The sequence below is a fragment of the Actinomycetota bacterium genome (assembly GCA_019347575.1).
Lineage (GTDB): Bacteria > Actinomycetota > Nitriliruptoria > Nitriliruptorales > Nitriliruptoraceae > JAHWKY01.
On the sequence record JAHWKY010000025.1, the window covers coordinates 1 to 16,009 of the forward strand.

Annotated in this window: 15 protein-coding genes and 1 tRNA gene; 5 read left to right on the forward strand and 11 right to left on the reverse strand. The window is 70.0% G+C overall.

Annotated features, from left to right (window positions below; translation table 11 throughout):
- Positions 1 to 21: 21 nt before the first annotated feature.
- From pdxS to KY469_15745, 7 genes are all read right to left on the reverse strand, one after another.
- Positions 22 to 828: a pyridoxal 5'-phosphate synthase lyase subunit PdxS gene (gene pdxS / locus KY469_15715; GenBank protein ID MBW3664548.1), complete on the reverse strand. Its 807-nt coding sequence runs from the start codon at positions 826 to 828 to the stop codon at positions 22 to 24.
- A gap of 161 nt (positions 829 to 989) precedes the next feature.
- Positions 990 to 2,111 carry a DUF3048 domain-containing protein gene (locus KY469_15720; protein ID MBW3664549.1) on the reverse strand — a complete coding sequence of 374 codons (1,122 nt, stop codon included), beginning with the start codon at positions 2,109 to 2,111 and terminating at the stop codon, positions 990 to 992.
- A 122-nt stretch (positions 2,112 to 2,233) separates the two neighbouring features.
- On the reverse strand, positions 2,234 to 3,157 hold the full coding sequence (locus KY469_15725) for a M48 family metallopeptidase (GenBank protein ID MBW3664550.1): 924 nt from the start codon (positions 3,155 to 3,157) through the stop codon (positions 2,234 to 2,236).
- Between the two features lie 168 nt (positions 3,158 to 3,325).
- Complete coding sequence (locus KY469_15730; protein ID MBW3664551.1) at positions 3,326 to 3,880, reverse strand: LemA family protein; 555 nt, start codon at positions 3,878 to 3,880, stop codon at positions 3,326 to 3,328.
- 142 nt (positions 3,881 to 4,022) lie between these two features.
- Positions 4,023 to 5,135, reverse strand: a complete 1,113-nt coding sequence (locus KY469_15735; GenBank protein MBW3664552.1) for a glycosyltransferase family 4 protein — start codon at positions 5,133 to 5,135, stop codon at positions 4,023 to 4,025.
- 1 nt (position 5,136) lies between these two features.
- A complete protein-coding gene (locus KY469_15740) occupies positions 5,137 to 6,087 on the reverse strand; it encodes a phosphatidylinositol mannoside acyltransferase (GenBank protein ID MBW3664553.1) in 951 nt (316 codons plus the stop codon).
- Positions 6,084 to 6,677 carry a CDP-alcohol phosphatidyltransferase family protein gene (locus KY469_15745; protein MBW3664554.1) on the reverse strand — a complete coding sequence of 198 codons (594 nt, stop codon included), beginning with the start codon at positions 6,675 to 6,677 and terminating at the stop codon, positions 6,084 to 6,086. The genes KY469_15740 and KY469_15745 overlap by 4 nt, the downstream gene beginning before the upstream one ends.
- A gap of 174 nt (positions 6,678 to 6,851) precedes the next feature.
- Between KY469_15745 and KY469_15750 the strand changes: the two genes are divergently transcribed.
- Positions 6,852 to 8,912 (forward strand): elongation factor G, encoded by a 2,061-nt coding sequence (locus KY469_15750; protein MBW3664555.1) that lies wholly within the window; start codon positions 6,852 to 6,854, stop codon positions 8,910 to 8,912.
- Between the two features lie 7 nt (positions 8,913 to 8,919).
- Here the strand turns inward: KY469_15750 and KY469_15755 are convergent, their stop codons facing one another.
- From KY469_15755 to KY469_15765, 3 genes are all read right to left on the reverse strand, one after another.
- Entirely contained in the window at positions 8,920 to 9,408 is a 489-nt protein-coding gene (locus KY469_15755; protein ID MBW3664556.1) for an HIT domain-containing protein, read from the reverse strand.
- 65 nt (positions 9,409 to 9,473) lie between these two features.
- Positions 9,474 to 11,453 (reverse strand): threonine--tRNA ligase, encoded by a 1,980-nt coding sequence (thrS, locus tag KY469_15760; GenBank protein ID MBW3664557.1) that lies wholly within the window; start codon positions 11,451 to 11,453, stop codon positions 9,474 to 9,476.
- An 89-nt stretch (positions 11,454 to 11,542) separates the two neighbouring features.
- A complete protein-coding gene (locus KY469_15765; protein MBW3664558.1) occupies positions 11,543 to 12,859 on the reverse strand; it encodes a hypothetical protein in 1,317 nt (438 codons plus the stop codon).
- A 53-nt stretch (positions 12,860 to 12,912) separates the two neighbouring features.
- On the opposite strand from KY469_15765, the gene KY469_15770 reads away from it, so the two are divergent.
- The 4 genes from KY469_15770 (at position 12,913) to KY469_15785 (ending at position 15,278) form a co-directional block, all read left to right on the forward strand.
- Positions 12,913 to 13,293, forward strand: a complete 381-nt coding sequence (locus tag KY469_15770; protein ID MBW3664559.1) for a hypothetical protein — start codon at positions 12,913 to 12,915, stop codon at positions 13,291 to 13,293.
- A 59-nt stretch (positions 13,294 to 13,352) separates the two neighbouring features.
- A tRNA-Val gene (locus KY469_15775) sits at positions 13,353 to 13,430 on the forward strand.
- A 68-nt stretch (positions 13,431 to 13,498) separates the two neighbouring features.
- Complete coding sequence (locus tag KY469_15780) at positions 13,499 to 14,596, forward strand: Na/Pi symporter (protein MBW3664560.1); 1,098 nt, start codon at positions 13,499 to 13,501, stop codon at positions 14,594 to 14,596.
- Between the two features lie 10 nt (positions 14,597 to 14,606).
- A complete protein-coding gene (locus KY469_15785) occupies positions 14,607 to 15,278 on the forward strand; it encodes a PhoU domain-containing protein (GenBank protein MBW3664561.1) in 672 nt (223 codons plus the stop codon).
- Here KY469_15785 and KY469_15790 read toward each other — a convergent pair.
- Positions 15,275 to 15,865, reverse strand: coding sequence for a hypothetical protein (locus tag KY469_15790; GenBank protein ID MBW3664562.1), 591 nt, complete (start codon positions 15,863 to 15,865; stop codon positions 15,275 to 15,277). The two genes, KY469_15785 and KY469_15790, sit on opposite strands and share 4 nt — an antisense overlap.
- Positions 15,866 to 16,009: the final 144 nt, after the last annotated feature.

Here is a 16,009-nt window from a genome sequence, read left to right on the forward strand (position 1 = left end):
GGACCCGAACGACCCGCGGAGTCAGCGGCCGGAGTACCGGGAGGACGGCATCCATCCCAACGACGCGGGCCACGCGGCCATGGCCGCCGCGATAGATCTCGGGACGCTGACCGCAGCGACGTGCAGCGCAACCGCGCCGCCCTCATTACCGGGCGCAGGAACTTCGGACCCGACGAAGACCCCGTCAGCCCCGAGCTGCATCATCATCGCCGCGTCCGCCGGGGTGGCGATGCCCCCGGCGGTGAACAGCACGACCGGGAGGCGGCCCGCTTCGGCGACCTCGCGCACGAGTTCGTAGGGCGCCTGGAGTTCCTTCGCGGCGGTGAAGAGCTCGCCCTCGTCGAGCGAGGACAGCCGACGGATCTCGCCCGTGATCGCGCGCATGTGACGTGTGGCCTCGATGACGTTGCCTGTCCCTGCCTCACCCTTCGAGCGGATCATCGCGGCGCCCTCGGTCAGGCGGCGCAGGGCCTCGCCGAGGTTGGTTGCCCCGCAGACGAACGGCACGTCGAAGCGCCACTTGTCGATGTGGTTCGCCTCGTCGGCCGGCGTGAGGACCTCGGACTCGTCGACGTAGTCGACCCCGAGAGCCTGCAGGACCTGTGCTTCGACGAAGTGGCCGATCCGCGCCTTGGCCATCACGGGGATCGAGACCGCCTCGATGATCCCGTCGATCATCTCCGGGTCCGACATCCGCGCCACGCCCCCATCACGCCGGATGTCCGCGGGCACGCGCTCGAGCGCCATGACGGCGACCGCGCCGGCTTCCTCGGCGATGCGCGCTTCCTGGGGGGTGACGACGTCCATGATGACGCCGCCCTTGAGCATGTCGGCGAGGCCGCGCTTGACGCGGAACGTGCCGGTCGTCGGCTGGTCGGTCACCGTGGGTCTCCGGTCGACGTGTCACGCCTCCACGGGGCGTGTCGGCAGATACTCGAGGTTACTACTCCAGGCGACGGCGCATCCGCGCCATCGAGGTCACCACGAGGTCACGGGGTGGTCGCCGGCGCTTCCGGGAGGGCCTCGGCGGGCGCGAGGTGCAGCCACGTCCTGCCCGGGGTCAGGGGGAAGTCCCGCCCCGATCGGTCCAGCAAGCGGAAGTGGCTCAGCGCGTCGGCCTTCTCCCACCTGATGGCGTACCAGTGCCCGTCCCGCAGGACGACGCCCCGCCCCTTGCCCAACACCTGCGTGTCGGTGAGCGGGTTCCCGGCGGGGTCGGCACCACCTCCCGGACCGACCCGCATCCCCAGGACCACGACGTTGTCGGCCGCGATCAGATCGCCACCGGCGTCCTCGAACGGCTCGCCGTTCTGCGACCGGATGTAGGTCCGGGTCCGCTCGTCGAACTCCCAGCCGGTCACGCTCGCCCCGGACATGCGGATCGTGATCGCATCACCCGCACCCGGACACGAGGGCGACTCTGCTGGCGCGGGCGCCGGCGACCGTGGGGCGGACGTGGGACCACGCCGGGGGCTCGGTAAGGCGGGACAGCCCTCGGCCCCCTCGGGCAGGTCGGTGTCGTAGGCGAACGCGGGACTGGCGGGCGGCACCTCGTCCGCCGCTGCATCGATCAGATCCGCGGGATCGGCGAAGAGGTTGTGCGGGGCACGTCGCCCCGACTCGCGGTAGAACGGGTCGCCGTCACCGTCGTCGTAGACGGTCGTGATGCCGGCGCGCTCGATCGCCTCGACGACGACCGGCGCGGCGCCTGACAGACCCAGGATCGCCTGGAAGGGAGGGAGCACCTCAGCGTCGACGAAGCGGCCGGAGCGGATGGGACCAACCGCGTCCGGCAGGGTCGAGTTGTACAGCGCCATGAACCGGGTGATGCCGCCCTCGACGAGTTCCTCGAAGACGATGTCCGCCTCGGCCAGGCCAGCCTGGGGACGCGCGGCGGGGCTGTTCTCGACCTTCACCGCGAGGGCGGGGCGCTCGAGCACCTCCTCGTCGGTCGTCGGCTCGCCCGTCAGGGCCGCCGTCGTGGTCTGGGTCGGGCTCGGGGACGGCGAGGGCGAGGGGGCCGGCGCGGGCTCCTCGTCGCCGCCGCACGCCGCCAGGACGAGCGACGCCGCAACGAGCACGGCTGCGGCACGGAAGCGGGAAGGGCTCAACGGTGCACTCCGAGGGGCGGGTCGTGAGCGGCGGAGGGTAACGAGGCCGGGCCGAGGTTCCCGCACGGCGTCCGCCCTCCGAACGCTAGGAGGGCTGTGCGCCACAGTTGCGCACAGGCCTCCTACGCCCCGAGGAGCTCCAGGCGGTGGATGCGCTCCTCGATGGGAGGGTGGGTGAGGAACATCCGGTCGTACCAGGACAGGCCCTCGGTGCCGCGACCGCGTCTGGGGCGCAGCGGGGCGTCGATCCAGAGGTGGGCGGTCGCGTGCGTCGCGTTGCGCACCCGACCGCGGCTATCGGAGATCTTGCGCAGCGCGTCGGCGAGCGCGCGTGGGTTGTGCGTGAGATGGGCGCCGCTGACGTCAGCGAGGTACTCGCGCTGGCGACTCACCGCGGACGTGATGATGCGCGCACCGAGCGGGGCGAGGATCACCATCAGGATGCCGAAGATCACCAGCAGCGGAACGACCCCGTCCGCCTTCCTGCGGCTGCCGCTGAGGCCACCCCAGCGCACCGCACGGAAGCTCCAGTCGGCCAGCAGCACGATCGCCCCGGCTATGACCGCGACGACCGTCATGAGGCGGATGTCGTAGTTGCGCACGTGACTGACCTCGTGCGCCACGACGGCTTCGAGTTCCTGCCGGTCGAGGTTCTCGAGGAGGCCAGTCGTGACCGCGACCGCTGCGTGCTCGGGATCACGCCCCGTCGCGAAGGCGTTGAGTGCGTCCGATCGGACGACGTAGACCCGTGGCTTGGGGATGCCGGCGGCGATGCTCACGCTCTCGACGAGGTTGTGCAGCCGGCGATGGTCATCCGGATCCGCGGGCACCGCCCCGGTCGACGCCACCACGATGCGGTCGCTCTCCCAGTACGACGTCCACGTGAGCGCGGCAGCGATCAGAGCGGCGAGCACGCCGGGCAGCGGTCCGGCGCCGAACCACAGCGTGCCGAGCACGTACGCCATGGCGGAGAAGACGAGTCCGCCACCGAGCAGGTACCAGCGGCTCCGACGGATGTTGCGCTCCGCCAGCTCCTCAGGATGCATGCAAGCTCAGCCGCAAGGGCCGCCCGATCCATGGCGCGGATGCGCCGTCGCCCCAGGGCGCCAACGAACGGCCGGGTCCCCATGAGACGCGAGCCGCCGAGACCGCGCTCTCGGCGGCGGATACGAAGCACGCCCCCATCGACGACGCGGATGCGGCGTCGCCAAAGATCAGAACTCGACCTTGACGGGGTCGCGGATCTCGGGATCGTCCACCTCGAAGTACTCGCGCTCCTCGAAGTTGAACATCCCGGCGACGATGTTCGAGGGGAACGTCTCGCGCGCGTCGTCGTAGCTGCGCACCGCGCCGTTGTAGAACTGGCGCGCCGAGCTGATGCGGTCCTCGGTCGCGGTCAGCTCCTCCTGCAGCTCGAGGAAGTTCGGCGATGCCTGCAGGTCGGGGTAGGCCTCGGCGACGGCGAACAGGCTCCGCAGCGCCCGGGTCAGTCCGAGCTCGGCCTGCGCCTGCTCCTGGACCCCGCCGGCAGCGACGGCAGCCGCGCGGGCCCGGGTCACCTCCTCGAACACGCCCTTCTCGTGAGCCGCGTAGCCCTTCACGGTCTCCACGAGGTTGGGGATCAGGTCGTGGCGGCGGCGGAGCTGCACGTCGATCTGGGCCCACGACTCCTCGACCCGGTTGCGCAACCGGACGAGGCGGTTGTAGATCGCGACGATCGCGAGGATCAGCACGACCAGCACACCGAGCGCGATGAGACCCGGGATCATGGGACGTCTCCTGTAGGCAACCGCTGGAGCCTAGACCCGACTCGATCGTGATGGCACTTCGTCCGCTCGAGCCGACGAAGTGACATCACCAAGCCCTGTTCGTCGCCGTGCGGCGCGCGACCGCGGGCGGCACGGGACCCACTCAGAGCGTCCCGCTGACCTGGGTGTAGATGACGCGGAGCTGGTCGACGACGCAGCTCCAGTCGTAGCGCTGGACGGTCTGGCGGCCCTGTTCAGCCATGGCCGCGCGGAGCGCCGCGTTCGACAGGAGGGCGTCGAGGGTGTCGGTGAGCGTGCCGGAGTCGCCGGGTGGCACGAACCGGCCTTCGACGCCGTCACGCAGGACCGTGCGGTAGCCGGGGATGTCGGACGCCACGACCGCGACGCCAGCTGCCATCGCTTCGAGCAGCACGATCCCGAACGACTCGCCGCCGAGAGCCGGAGAGACGAACAGGTCCGCGGACCGGTAGAAGCGCGGGAGGTCCTCCTGATCGACACGCCCGACGAAGAGGACGTCGGCGCGCAGTCGCGCCGGTAGCAGCGACTGCGCGTAGTCGCGTTCCGGCCCCTCTCCCACCACGACGAGGCGCACGGATGGTCGACGGGTCTTGAGTTCGACGAAGGCACGCAACAATGGCGCGAGACCCTTGCGCGGCTCCAGCCGCCCCACGAAGAGGAGCACCGGCGGGCCGCCGGCGAGTTCGGGTATCGGCCGGGCATCACGGAAGCGGGCGACCTCCACCCCGTTGGGAACGTGTCGGAACGAGCCCTCGCTGATGCCCAGCGCGGCAGCGTGGTACGCACTCGCTGCGGGGCTGACCGCGATGCGCACGGCGAGGCGTCGGGCGGCTCGAGCGACGAGGGGGCGGGCGAGCCGGTACGACGTGTCGGAATCGGACCAGGCGTGGAAGGTCCCCACGACCGGTGTCGGGCCACGCAGGGCGGCAGCGAGTCCGACCATCGGGACGGCTGGTTCGTGCACGTGCACCACGTCGGGCCGGAAGTGCTCGAGCGCCTGCACCGTCCGCCTCCCGGCTGCGGGGCTCGGTGCGATCGGGGCGACCGAGTCGTTGAACGGGACCGATAGAGAACCTCCCACCGCCAGCACGCCCGGGGGCGGGGCGCTGCGGTCGCCGGGCGCGACCACGAGCACCCGGTCGCCGAGTTCCCGGAGCCGCGCCGCGACGTGCTGCACGTGGGACTGGACTCCGCCCGGGACCGTCAGGTCGTAGGGACTGACCAGCGCCACCCGCACGTCACGATCCCGCGACGGCGGGGTGGTCGGGTTCACGGTCGGCCAGCCAGTTGCGCACGAACACGTGCCATTGCGCCGGGTACGCACCGATCAGCTTCTCGAGTTCGTGCGCGACGACCTGCGTGCCCTCGTCGACGGACAGGTGGCTGATGTCCACCGGAGCACGCACGTCGGCATGCCAGCCATCCGGCGTCGCGAGGAAGGCGCCGGCCGAGACCGGCTTGCCGGTCCGGCGTGCCAGGGCGGCAGGTCCTGGGGGGAGACGACACGGCTCACCGAAGAACTCGACCACGGGGCCCTTCTTGGTGAGGTCCCGGTCGGCGAGCAGGGTGGCGATACGCCCCGCCCGCACGTGCTCCTCGAGTCGCGTCACCATGTCGCCACCCGGGACGAGCGGAACGACCTCGAGCCCGATGTCTCGGCGCAACGCCAAGAAGCGATCGAAGAGGCGGCGCGGCTCGAGGACCTCGGCGACGACGGTCAGGGGCCAGTTGTTGAGGTGACAGAAGTACGCCCCGACGTCCCAGGACCCGAGGTGGCAGGTGGCCACGATCCCGCCGCCGATGTCGGTCAGGTACTGGAGGTTCTCGAGCCCGTCACCGGTCGTCCGCGACAGGACCTCTTCGGGGTCCATCCGGTGGAGTCGGAACGAGTCGAGCCAGTAGCGGCCGTACTCGGCGTACGCCTCACGCACGAGGGCGTCGAGTTCCGGGGCAGGCGGGTGGCCCGCCACGCGGGCGAGGTTGCGACGCACCTGCTGCTCCTGGCGCCCCGACGCCATGCTGTGGAACAACCGCCCCAGCCAACGCGGCAGCTTCCACGCCAGGCGCTGCGGCATGCGCGCCGCGATACCCCAGACCAGCCGGTACTGCCAGTACGTGAGACGTTTACGGAAGGTCTCCGGTGGCGGGGGCGGGAGCGCGTCGACGTCCGCTGAAGGGGAGCGCGTCACGTCCCGACCTCCGACGGGGCGAGCTGACGGTGGACGTGCACCAGCCGCTGGATGACCGTGACGAGCCCGCCGGCGGCGAGGACCCACAGCACCACCTCGAAGGTGGGGGTGATGACGAGCGCGGCCATGGTCAGGATCGAGCGCTCGCCGCGCTCGAGCAAGCCGACGCTGCAGTCGGTATCCATCGACTCCGCCTTCGCTCGGACGTAGCTGGTCAGCAGCGCGGTCGCGAGCGCGACGCTCACCACGCCGAAGAGCAGTGGGTCCCCGCGGACCGCCCACGCGATCGCGAGCAGGATCACGGCGTCGGAGATGCGGTCGGCCACCGAGTCGTAGAACGCCCCGAACCGCGACACCATCCCGCGCGCCCGAGCAACCGGACCGTCGAACAGGTCGGCTAGGCCCCCCGCGACGAGGACCCACCCGCCAACGGCCAGGTGCCCGGTCGCGACCAGTCCGGCGGCGACACCGGTGAGGACGATGCCGAACGTCGTCATCCAGTTGGGGGTCAACCCGAGCCGAGCGAGGCCGCGGCCGATGGGCACGACGATGACGTCGATCTGGCGCGAGAAGGTGGACTTGAGGGTCATCGGGACCGGAGCCTACCGGTGCCCTCGACCAGCCAGCTTCGAGCCGCGCGCGCTGCCTCGGCGACCTACGATGCGTGGCCCGGCCGGTTCCAGAGCAGTGCTCAAGCAGCGAAGCGGTAGCACGAGAGCAGTGCTCAAGCAGCGAAGCGGTAGCACGAGAAGAGGAGTTCGCGCGTGTCGAAGGATCTGACCGTCCCCACCGAGCGCATCCGCAACGTCGTCCTCCTCGGGCACACCGGCGGTGGCAAGACGACGCTCGCCGAGGCCATGCTGCTCGCCGCAGGCGTCACGACGCGCTTGGGATCGACCGCCGACGGCACGACGAAGCTCGACTTCGAGCCCGAGGAGCAGGACAAGCACCACTCCCTGAGCCTGGCCCTGGCCGCGGTCCCGTGGAGCGGACACAAGATCAACATCCTCGACGCCCCCGGAGGTCCCGAGTCGTACGGCGACGCCTTCCCAGCGCTCGCCGCCGCCGACATCGCCATCTTCGTCGTCGACGCGACCGCCGGTGTCCAAGCGCAACACGACGAACTGTGGCAGGCGTGCGATCAGCTCGATCTGCCCCGCCTGGTATTTCTGAACAAGCTCGACAACGAGAACGCGCAGTTCCAGACCAACGTCGATGCTCTGAGCGAGCGCTACGGCAAGAAGTTCGCGCCGGTCATGATGCCGCTGGGGGTCGAGGCAGAGCTCACCGGCGTCATCGACCTGCTGCACGACATGGCGGTGCGCTTCGACGGCGATGTCCGGACCGAGACGGAGGTCCCCGACGAGCGCAAGGAGCAGGCGGCGCGGAACCGCGAACTGTTGGTCGAGGCCATCGTCGAGACCGATGACGAGCTCCTGATGGAGTACCTCGAAGGTGAGATCCCCGAGACCAAGCGGCTCGCCGAGCAGTTCGCCCACGGCATCGCCGAGGCGGAGTTCTTCCCCATGCTGTGTGGATCGGCCGAGAAGGGCATCGGCATCCAGTTGCTGCTCGACTTCCTGATCGAGGAGTGCCCCTCCCCCACCGACCGCGGTCCCATCCAAGGGACGCAGGGGGAACTGCCGCTCGACGCGCCGACCACCGCGTACGTGGCGAAGACGCTCAGCGACCCGTTCGTCGGTCGCATCAACCTGCTGCGTGTCCTGGCGGGCGGTCTGGCCAACGACGACCACCTGCTCGATGCCCGCACCGGGAAGGACTCGCGCCTCCACGGCATCTTCACCCTGCAGGGCAAGGAGCAGATCGCGGTCGCATCCGCCTCGGCGGGCGATCTGGTCGCGATCGCCAAGCTCGACGACGTGAGCACGGGCGACGTGCTCACGGCGAAGGGGCACGAGTTCGCCTTCGACGCTCCCCGGCCGCCGGAGGGCTACTACCGCGTCGCCCTGTCCCCCGCTTCCGCCGGCGACGAGGACAAGCTCTCGACCGCGCTGCAACGCATCGCCGAGGAGGATCCCTCACTGCGGGTGGAGCGAGACGAGGACACCGGGGCGCTGGTCCTGCACTCGTACGGCCCGACCCACGTGGACGTCACGCTCAGGCGTATGCACCGCAAGTTCGGCGTCGACGTCAACCAGTCGCCACCTCCGGTCGCGTACCGCGAGACGCTCAAGGGCAGAGGTCAGGGGGTCGGCAAGCACGTCAAGCAGTCGGGCGGGCACGGCCAGTACGGCGTCGCGCACATCGAGGTGGAGCCGCTGCCGTCCGGCGGAGGCTTCGAGTTCGACGACGCGATCGTCGGCGGCGTCATCCCCAACCAGTTCATCCCGTCGGTCGAGAAGGGTGTCCTGCAGGCACTCGACAAGGGCCCTCTCGCGGGCTACCCCGTCGTCGACGTCAAGGTGAAGCTGTACGACGGCAAGCACCACTCGGTCGACAGCTCCGACGCGGCGTTCCAGATGGCCGGGATCCTCGCGTTCCGCGAGGCCGCCAACGCCGCCGGGGTGAAGCTGCTTGAGCCGATCATGGAGATCGACATCGTCGTGCCCGACGATCACACCGGGACCGTGATGGGTGACCTGTCCTCCCGACGAGGTCGGATCCTGGGGACCGATGCCGCGGGTGCCGGCAAGCAGGTGGTGCACGCGCTCGTGCCGGAATCGGAGGTGCTCACGTACGCCGCCGAGCTACGCGCGCTCACCTCGGGGCAGGGCACGCTCGCGATGAGCTACCACCATCACGAGGACGTCCCCGACAACGTCGCACAGCGCATCATCGCCGCCCACCAGGAGTCGGACGGCTGATGGGGCGTCAGCTGAAGCTCGGGCTCAGGTGGTCGTAGAGCTCGTCGAGCGCGACCGGCAGCACGCGGGTGGCTCCAACCGTCGAGATGAAGTTGGTGTCGGCGGCCCACCGGGGCACCACGTGCAGGTGTAGGTGGTCGACGATGCCGGCACCGCCCGCCTTGCCGAGGTTCATGCCGAGGTTGATGCCGTCGCAGAAGGTCCGCTCGTGGAGCACCGCTGCGCACCGCCGGCCCAGTTCCCAGACCTCGGTCGAGGTCTCCTGGTCGAGGTCGCCCAGCTCACCCACGTGCGCGAACGGGACGACCATGAGGTGGCCGGGGTTGTAGGGGTAAGCGTTGAAGATGACGTACGCGCGCTGGCCCCGGTACAGGATGAGGCTCTCGCGGTCCCGCTCCTCGCCGCGTCCTGCCAGGACGCAGAAGGGGCAGCCCTCGATGCCCTCGTCGTCACCGGCGATGTAGCCGTACCGCCACGGTGCCCAGAGGTGCTGCACCGCCTCGGGGGCCATGGCCGCCTGGGCCCGACGGTTCGCGCCGCTGGGTTCGGACCTCGGCTCGATCACGACGGCGAGCGTCGGCGGTTCTCGAGGTCGAGCCGCTCGACGAAGTCGTCGACAGGCACGTCCTTGTCCTGCTCGCCGCTGTAGGGACGGATCGCGACCGTGTGGGCGTCCTGCTCGGAGCTGCCGACGATGACGGTGTACGGGACCTTGGTGGTCTGCGACTTACGGATCTTGTTGCCGAGGGTGTCGTCGGACCCGTCGACCTCGACGCGCAGGCCGATGCCCCGCAGCAACCCGGCGACCTCGTCCGCGTAGGCGACGAAGTCCGCGGCGACCGCTACGACGTTGACCTGGACCGGCGCGAGCCACATCGGGAAGGCTCCGTTGAACGACTCGAGCATCACCGCGAAGAAGCGCTCGATCGACCCGAACAGGGCGCGGTGGACCATGAACGGCCGGTGGGGGTCGCCGTCCTCGGCGATGTAGGTGACATCGAACAGTTCCGGCAGGTTGAAGTCGACCTGGATCGTGGTCAGCTGCCACTCCCGCCCGATCGCGTCGTGGGCATGGATGTCGATCTTGGGTCCGTAGAAGGCGCCCTCACCCACGTCGATGACGTAGTCGTAGCCCGACGCCTCGGCCGCCTCCTTCAGCGCTTGCTCTCCGTAGGCCCACTGCTCGTTGGTGCCGATCGACTTGCCCTCGGGGCGGGTCGAGACCGCGACACGGGAGGGCTCGCCCAGGCCGAACGTGCGGTACAGGTCGCGCGCGAAGTGGATGCACGCGACGACCTCGTCGACGACCTGATCGTCGCGGCAGAAGATGTGGCTGTCGTCCTGGGTGAAGCCGCGGGCACGCAGCATGCCGTTGACGACCCCGGACTTCTCGTAGCGGTAGACGGTGCCGAGCTCCGACAACCGCAGCGGCAGCTCACGGTAGGAGCGGGTGCGCGCCTGGTAGGCGAGGATGTGGAAGGGGCAGTTCATCGGCTTGAGCCGGTAGGCGGTGCCGGATTCGTCGACCTCCATCCCGGGGTACATCAGCTCGCCGTAGTTGCGCAGGTGGCCGCTGGTGTGCCACAGCTCCTCCTTGGCGATGTGCGGGGTGTAGACCGCCTCGTAGCCTCGGGCGAGCACCTCGTCGCGGATCCAGTCCTCCATCTGCTTGCGCACGATCGCGCCCTTGGGCAGGAAGATCGCCATCCCGGGACCGATCTCGTCCGGAAAGTGCACCAGCTCCAGCTCCCGACCGAGCTTGCGGTGGTCGCGCTTGCGCGCCTCCTCGAGACGGTGCAGGTGCTCGTCGAGCGCCTTGCGCGACTCCCAGGCGGTGCCGTAGATGCGCTGGAGCATCGGCTGGTCCTCGCGCCCGCGCCAGTACGCCCCGGCCGTGCGCAGCAGCTTGAAGGCGGGCACGCGCTCCGAGGACGGGATGTGGGGGCCGCGGCAGAGGTCGACCCACGCCTCGCCACCGTCGGGGCGCACGTTGCGGTAGACCGTGAAGGTGACCTCGCCCTCCCGTTCACCGGTGGCGTCCTGCTCGTCACCACCAGCCGCGACCCGCTCGATCACCTCGCGCTTGTAGGGCTGGTCGTCGAACAGCGCGAGTGCCTCGTCCTGTGACAGCTCCTCGCGGATGAAGGACTGGCGCTCCTTCATGAGCTCGGTCATCCGGGCCTCGATACGTTCGAGGTCCTCCGGCGTGAACGGCTGGTCCACGTCGAAGTCGTAGTAGAAACCGTCTTCGACCGGTGGTCCGATCGCCCACTTCGTCCCCGGGTAGAGGTCGGTGACCGCCTGCGCCATCAGGTGAGCGACCGAGTGGCGCAGGATCGCGCGGCCCGCCCCGGTGTCCGCGGGGATCGGCTCGATCGATGCCCCGTCGGGGACGGGGCGGTCGAGGTCCCACTCCTCGCCGTTCACGCGCGCCGCGACGATCTGTCCGCCGACGGCGTCGAGCGCCTTGAGCGCCTGGATCGCGGTCGCGCCGTCATCGAGCTCCACGGCGCTGTCGCCGTGCTTGACGGTGATGCTCACGGCTGCGCTCCTGGTGCGTAGGGGTCGGCAGGGTACTGCGGGCCGCCGTCCACCCTCGACCTGCTCTCACGTGGGGCGCGCGCTCGAACTCAACCGTCGAGAGCGTCGCGCCACGCTCCCCGGAGCTCGAGGACGCCCATCCCGAAGACCTCGCGTGCTGCTCGGTCGACGTGCCACGCCTCGGTCCCCGGCTCGCCGACCGCTCCTCGGCCCAGTGCCCGGTAGAACTCGGCCACCTGCTCGTCGGAGTAGGTCGACACCAGCCAATCGATGAACGCGAAGGCGGTCTGGTAGCTGAGGAAGATGCGGTCGCGGCCCCCGGTCGTGAACTGGCTGTCGTCGGGGAGTCGGTCGTCGAACCCGCCCCTGCCGATCAGGCCCTGGAGCAGGCCCAGCCCGGTCGTGGATCGCTGCTCCCCGAGCCGCTGTGCGATGCCCTCCTCGACCCAGGCGGGGACGAACGGGCCCGAGGACGGACGCGTGGCCACGTGCAGCAGCTCGTGGGCCAGGATGAGTTGGCGGGTCTCGCTGGAGCGGTTGAGGAAGCGGGGAGGGTTGACCACGATGCGTGCACCGGTCAGCTCGAACTCGCCCAGCTCACCGACGGGGGTCGAGATCGCGAACGCGACGAAGCTCGACAGGTCGAAGGTCACGTGGAGCAGCTCGGCCAGCTCCTCCTCGTCGCGCGGGATGATCACCGGCACGCGCTCCGACCACGGCAGCGGCCAGCGTTCGATGACCTGTTGGAGCGCGGCCCTCGCCTCGGCGAGCACGGCGTCCACCGAAGGCGTGTCGGGGTGGTGCAGAGCGATGATCGGCCCCTCTCCGGACACGACCACCGGTCCGTGATCCCACAGGTGATCGACGCTGACCAGGCCCAGCGGCTCGGCATCACGATCGCCCGCGAAGCGCCAGGCACCGTCGGTCCGGACCGCGGTGAGGAACAGGTCCTCGGTGGCCGGCCCGGAGCTGTCGAAGTCTCGTAGCGCGTGCTCCTCACGGACGTAGACCACGACCGCGTCGCCCCCGTACGCCTCGCGGACCGATGCGGTCGCCAGGTCCGGGAGGGAGTCGTCCAGCTCGAGTGCGTAGTGCGACAGGGGCACCTCGCGCAGGTTCGCCGCACGATCCAGCCAGCGTCGGCCGAACGCGGAGCCCGGGTCGTGCAGGTGGGGGCGGATGCGCTCGGGGTCCGCGGCGAGGAAGGCGGCCGCGACCTCGTCGAGCACCGCCTGCAGACCCGTCAGGTCCGATGGCTCGGCCGCCGGCGGCGTGACCGCATCGACCGCGGACAGCGGGAGCGCTGCCCGCGAGGTGTCATCGCCGGCGACGGGGAGGACCGCAGGCTCGGCACAGCCGGAGGTGGCCGTCGCGACGACGGCCAGACCCACCAGCAGACGTCGCACCGCTGCTCCTCCGGTCAAGGCGCCTATGGTTCCACGCGGATGGGAGGTCCGCGATGAGCCCCCGGGGGATCACGGCCCTGATCGCGCTCGGCCGCGCAGCGATCGGCGCCACGCTGCTCGCCGCACCCCAGCAGTCAGGGAAGGGGTGGCTCGGCGACGTGGCGGATGATCCGCGGGCCCAGGCTGCCCTGCGCGGACTCGGGGCACGCGACCTCGCGATCGGCATCGGCACCCTGCTCTCGCTCACGCGGGGACGACGTCCCGACCGCTGGATCGAAGCCGGGATCATCGCCGACGGAGCCGACGCGTTCGCCGCCGTGATGGCGCGCGACCGCCTGGCGCGGACCTCGCTGGTGACCACGATCGCGGTGGCGGGCGGCGCGGCGTTGCTGGGCCTGTACACCAGGTTCGCCTCGGTGGGCCCCACGGAGTGAGCGGCCCCGTACGGCGACGGGAGCGCGTGCAGGAGGCTGGTAGCCTCGGAACTCGCCCAGGGCGCGTAGCTCAGTCTGGGACGAGCGCTCCGTTCACACCGGAGAGGTCGGCGGTTCGAACCCGTCCGCGCCCACCACGATCGATGTCGGCGCGCCGGTGACGCTCGACGCCCCACCACTGCCTCGTCGCGAGTTGTCGGCGCCTGTGCGCACGGCGCTAGTGCTCGCGTTGCTGTACCTCTTCCTCGTCGGTGTCTCGCTGCTCGAGAGCGGTATCAAGCACCTCGGCGCGGGGTTCCAGGAGGGTCTCCTCGAGAGCGTCACCAACCCGCTGGCCGGGCTGTTCGCGGGCGTGCTCGCCACCGTGCTCGTGCAATCGTCATCGGTGTCGACCGCCACGATCGTGGGCCTAGTGGGGTCGGGGACGCTCACCGTCGAGGCTGCCATCCCGATGATCATGGGCGCCAACATCGGCACCACGATCACGAACACGTTGGCGTCGCTGGGCTCGATCCGTCGCAGCGACGAGTTCAGACGCGCCTTCGCCGGCGCCACGATGCACGACTTCTTCAACCTCATCGCGGTCGCCCTGTTCCTCCCCTTGGAACTGGTCACGGGGTTCCTGTCGAGATCGGCCGAGGCGATCGCGGATCTGCTGGGCCGCAGCAGCGTGACGGGTGCCGAGGCGAGCAGCCCGGTGAAGGAGGCCGTGAAGCTGCCGTCCGAGGCGATCGTCTCGGCGATCGACGGCATCGGGCTCGCGACGGCCGTCGCCGGCGTCGTCATCCTCACCGTCGGCCTCGGCTTCATCTTCCTGGCCCTGACCTACATCACGCGCAACATGCGTCAGCTCATCGCCGGGCGCATCGAGCGGACGATGAACCGGCTCATCGGCAAGGGCGGCGGGTTCGCCGGCATCGTCATCGGGATGCTCGTCACGATCGCGGTCCAGTCGTCGAGCATCACCACGTCCATCCTGGTGCCCATGGTGGCGGCGGGCGTGCTGACACTCCCCAACGCGTACCCGGTGACACTGGGTGCCAACGTGGGAACGACGGTCACGGCGCTGCTGGCGTCACTCGCCGTCGAGCTGCCGGCCGGACTCGTGATCGCCCTCGTCCACACGCTCTTCAACGTCGCCGGGATCGCGCTGCTGTACCCCCTCCCGGGGGTCCGGCTCATCCCCGTCCGGCTCGCCGAGGGTCTGGCCGAGATGGCGGTCCGCAACCGGTCGATGGTGGTCGCCTACGTCCTGGGCACGTTCGTACTCGTCCCGATGGCTGGCATAGTCATCCTGCGTTGAGGAGGTTGCCGTGGTCTTCCGGTTGTTCAGGGGCGGAGGCGAGGAGCAGCTCGAGCTGATCGAGCGCCAGATCCAGCAGATGCTCGCCAACGATCGTCACAGCTTCGACCTGGCCGTGTCGGCGCTCCTCGGCGGCGCCGATCCCGAGGTCGTGGGACCCGACCTGCTCGAGACCGACCGCGAGGTGAACGAGCTGGAGCGCGAGATCCGGCGCGAGCTCGTCGTGCACGCCAGCGTCCACGGGAAGGTGGACGTGCCCGCGATCCTCGCGTACATGAGCGTGGTGAAGGACATCGAGCGCATCGGCGATTACGCCAAGAACATCTTCGACCTCGCCGCGCTCGAGGTCGATCTGAGCGAGGCTCCGGACCGCGAGGAGCTCCACCTCCTCGCGCGTCGTGCCTCGCAGCTCATCACGACCGCCGGGGAGGTGTTCAACGCGCGTGACCGTGACGCGGCTGAGGCGCTGATCTCGGAGGGCGACATCTTGCTCGACGACTTCGACGACCTCGTCGCCGAGCTCGTCGGGAGCGATCAGGTCGCGCGGGAGGCGGTGCCTCGCGCGCTGTTCTACCGCCACCTCAAGCGCATCGTCGCACACCTGATGAACCTGCTATCGGCGGTCGTCATGCCGGTGGACAGGATCGACTACTTCGACGAGGACCAGTCGACGCGTGACTAGTCGGCGGCGACCGTGACCAGGCGATCGCCTGCAGGCAGGCCGCGGGTCAACGGGACCGTCTCCATCGAGATGACGATCTTGCTCACGTCGCGTGCAGGTACCACCAGCGCCAGCCGCCCATCGCGGTACGCGCCGGGGGGCACGATGTCCTCGTCGAGGGCGGAGCCATCGGGGCGGATGGACCACACGAGGAGCAGTTCGTCGAGCCCCGGGGCCGTGAGGCCGTGCACGGCCAGCGCGATCTCGTTGCCGCTGCGGGCCGCAGCTGCTCCGACCTCGTCCCCGACCTCGACCTCGAGCGGATCGCCCTCGGACAGTATCCGGATGACCTCGTTGCGACTAGTCGCCAGCGTCTCCAGGATCGAGTTCACCCGGCGCAGGTGCAGGTTCCAGAAGAGCAGTCCGACCATCACCACCAGCACGACCAGCGCGACCGAGGCCCTGACACCCGTTCGATGCCAGGGACGCGGCCGTGTGCGCTCCACGGCATCGGTCTCCTCGGCGACCTCGAGCATCGTCGCAGCCCGCTGCCGCTCCTCGCGCTCGACCTGGGAGAGCTCGTCCGCCAGTCGGCGGAGCTCGGCCACGTGGGAGCGGCACCTGCGGCAGCCGACCAGGTGGGTGCGGAACTCGGAGGAGTCGTGCTGGTCAAGCCCACCGAGGACGTGCCCCACGGCGAGGGCCTCGTAGCGATCGTGGCGTTCGCTGGACACGTTCCGGAGCATACGCCC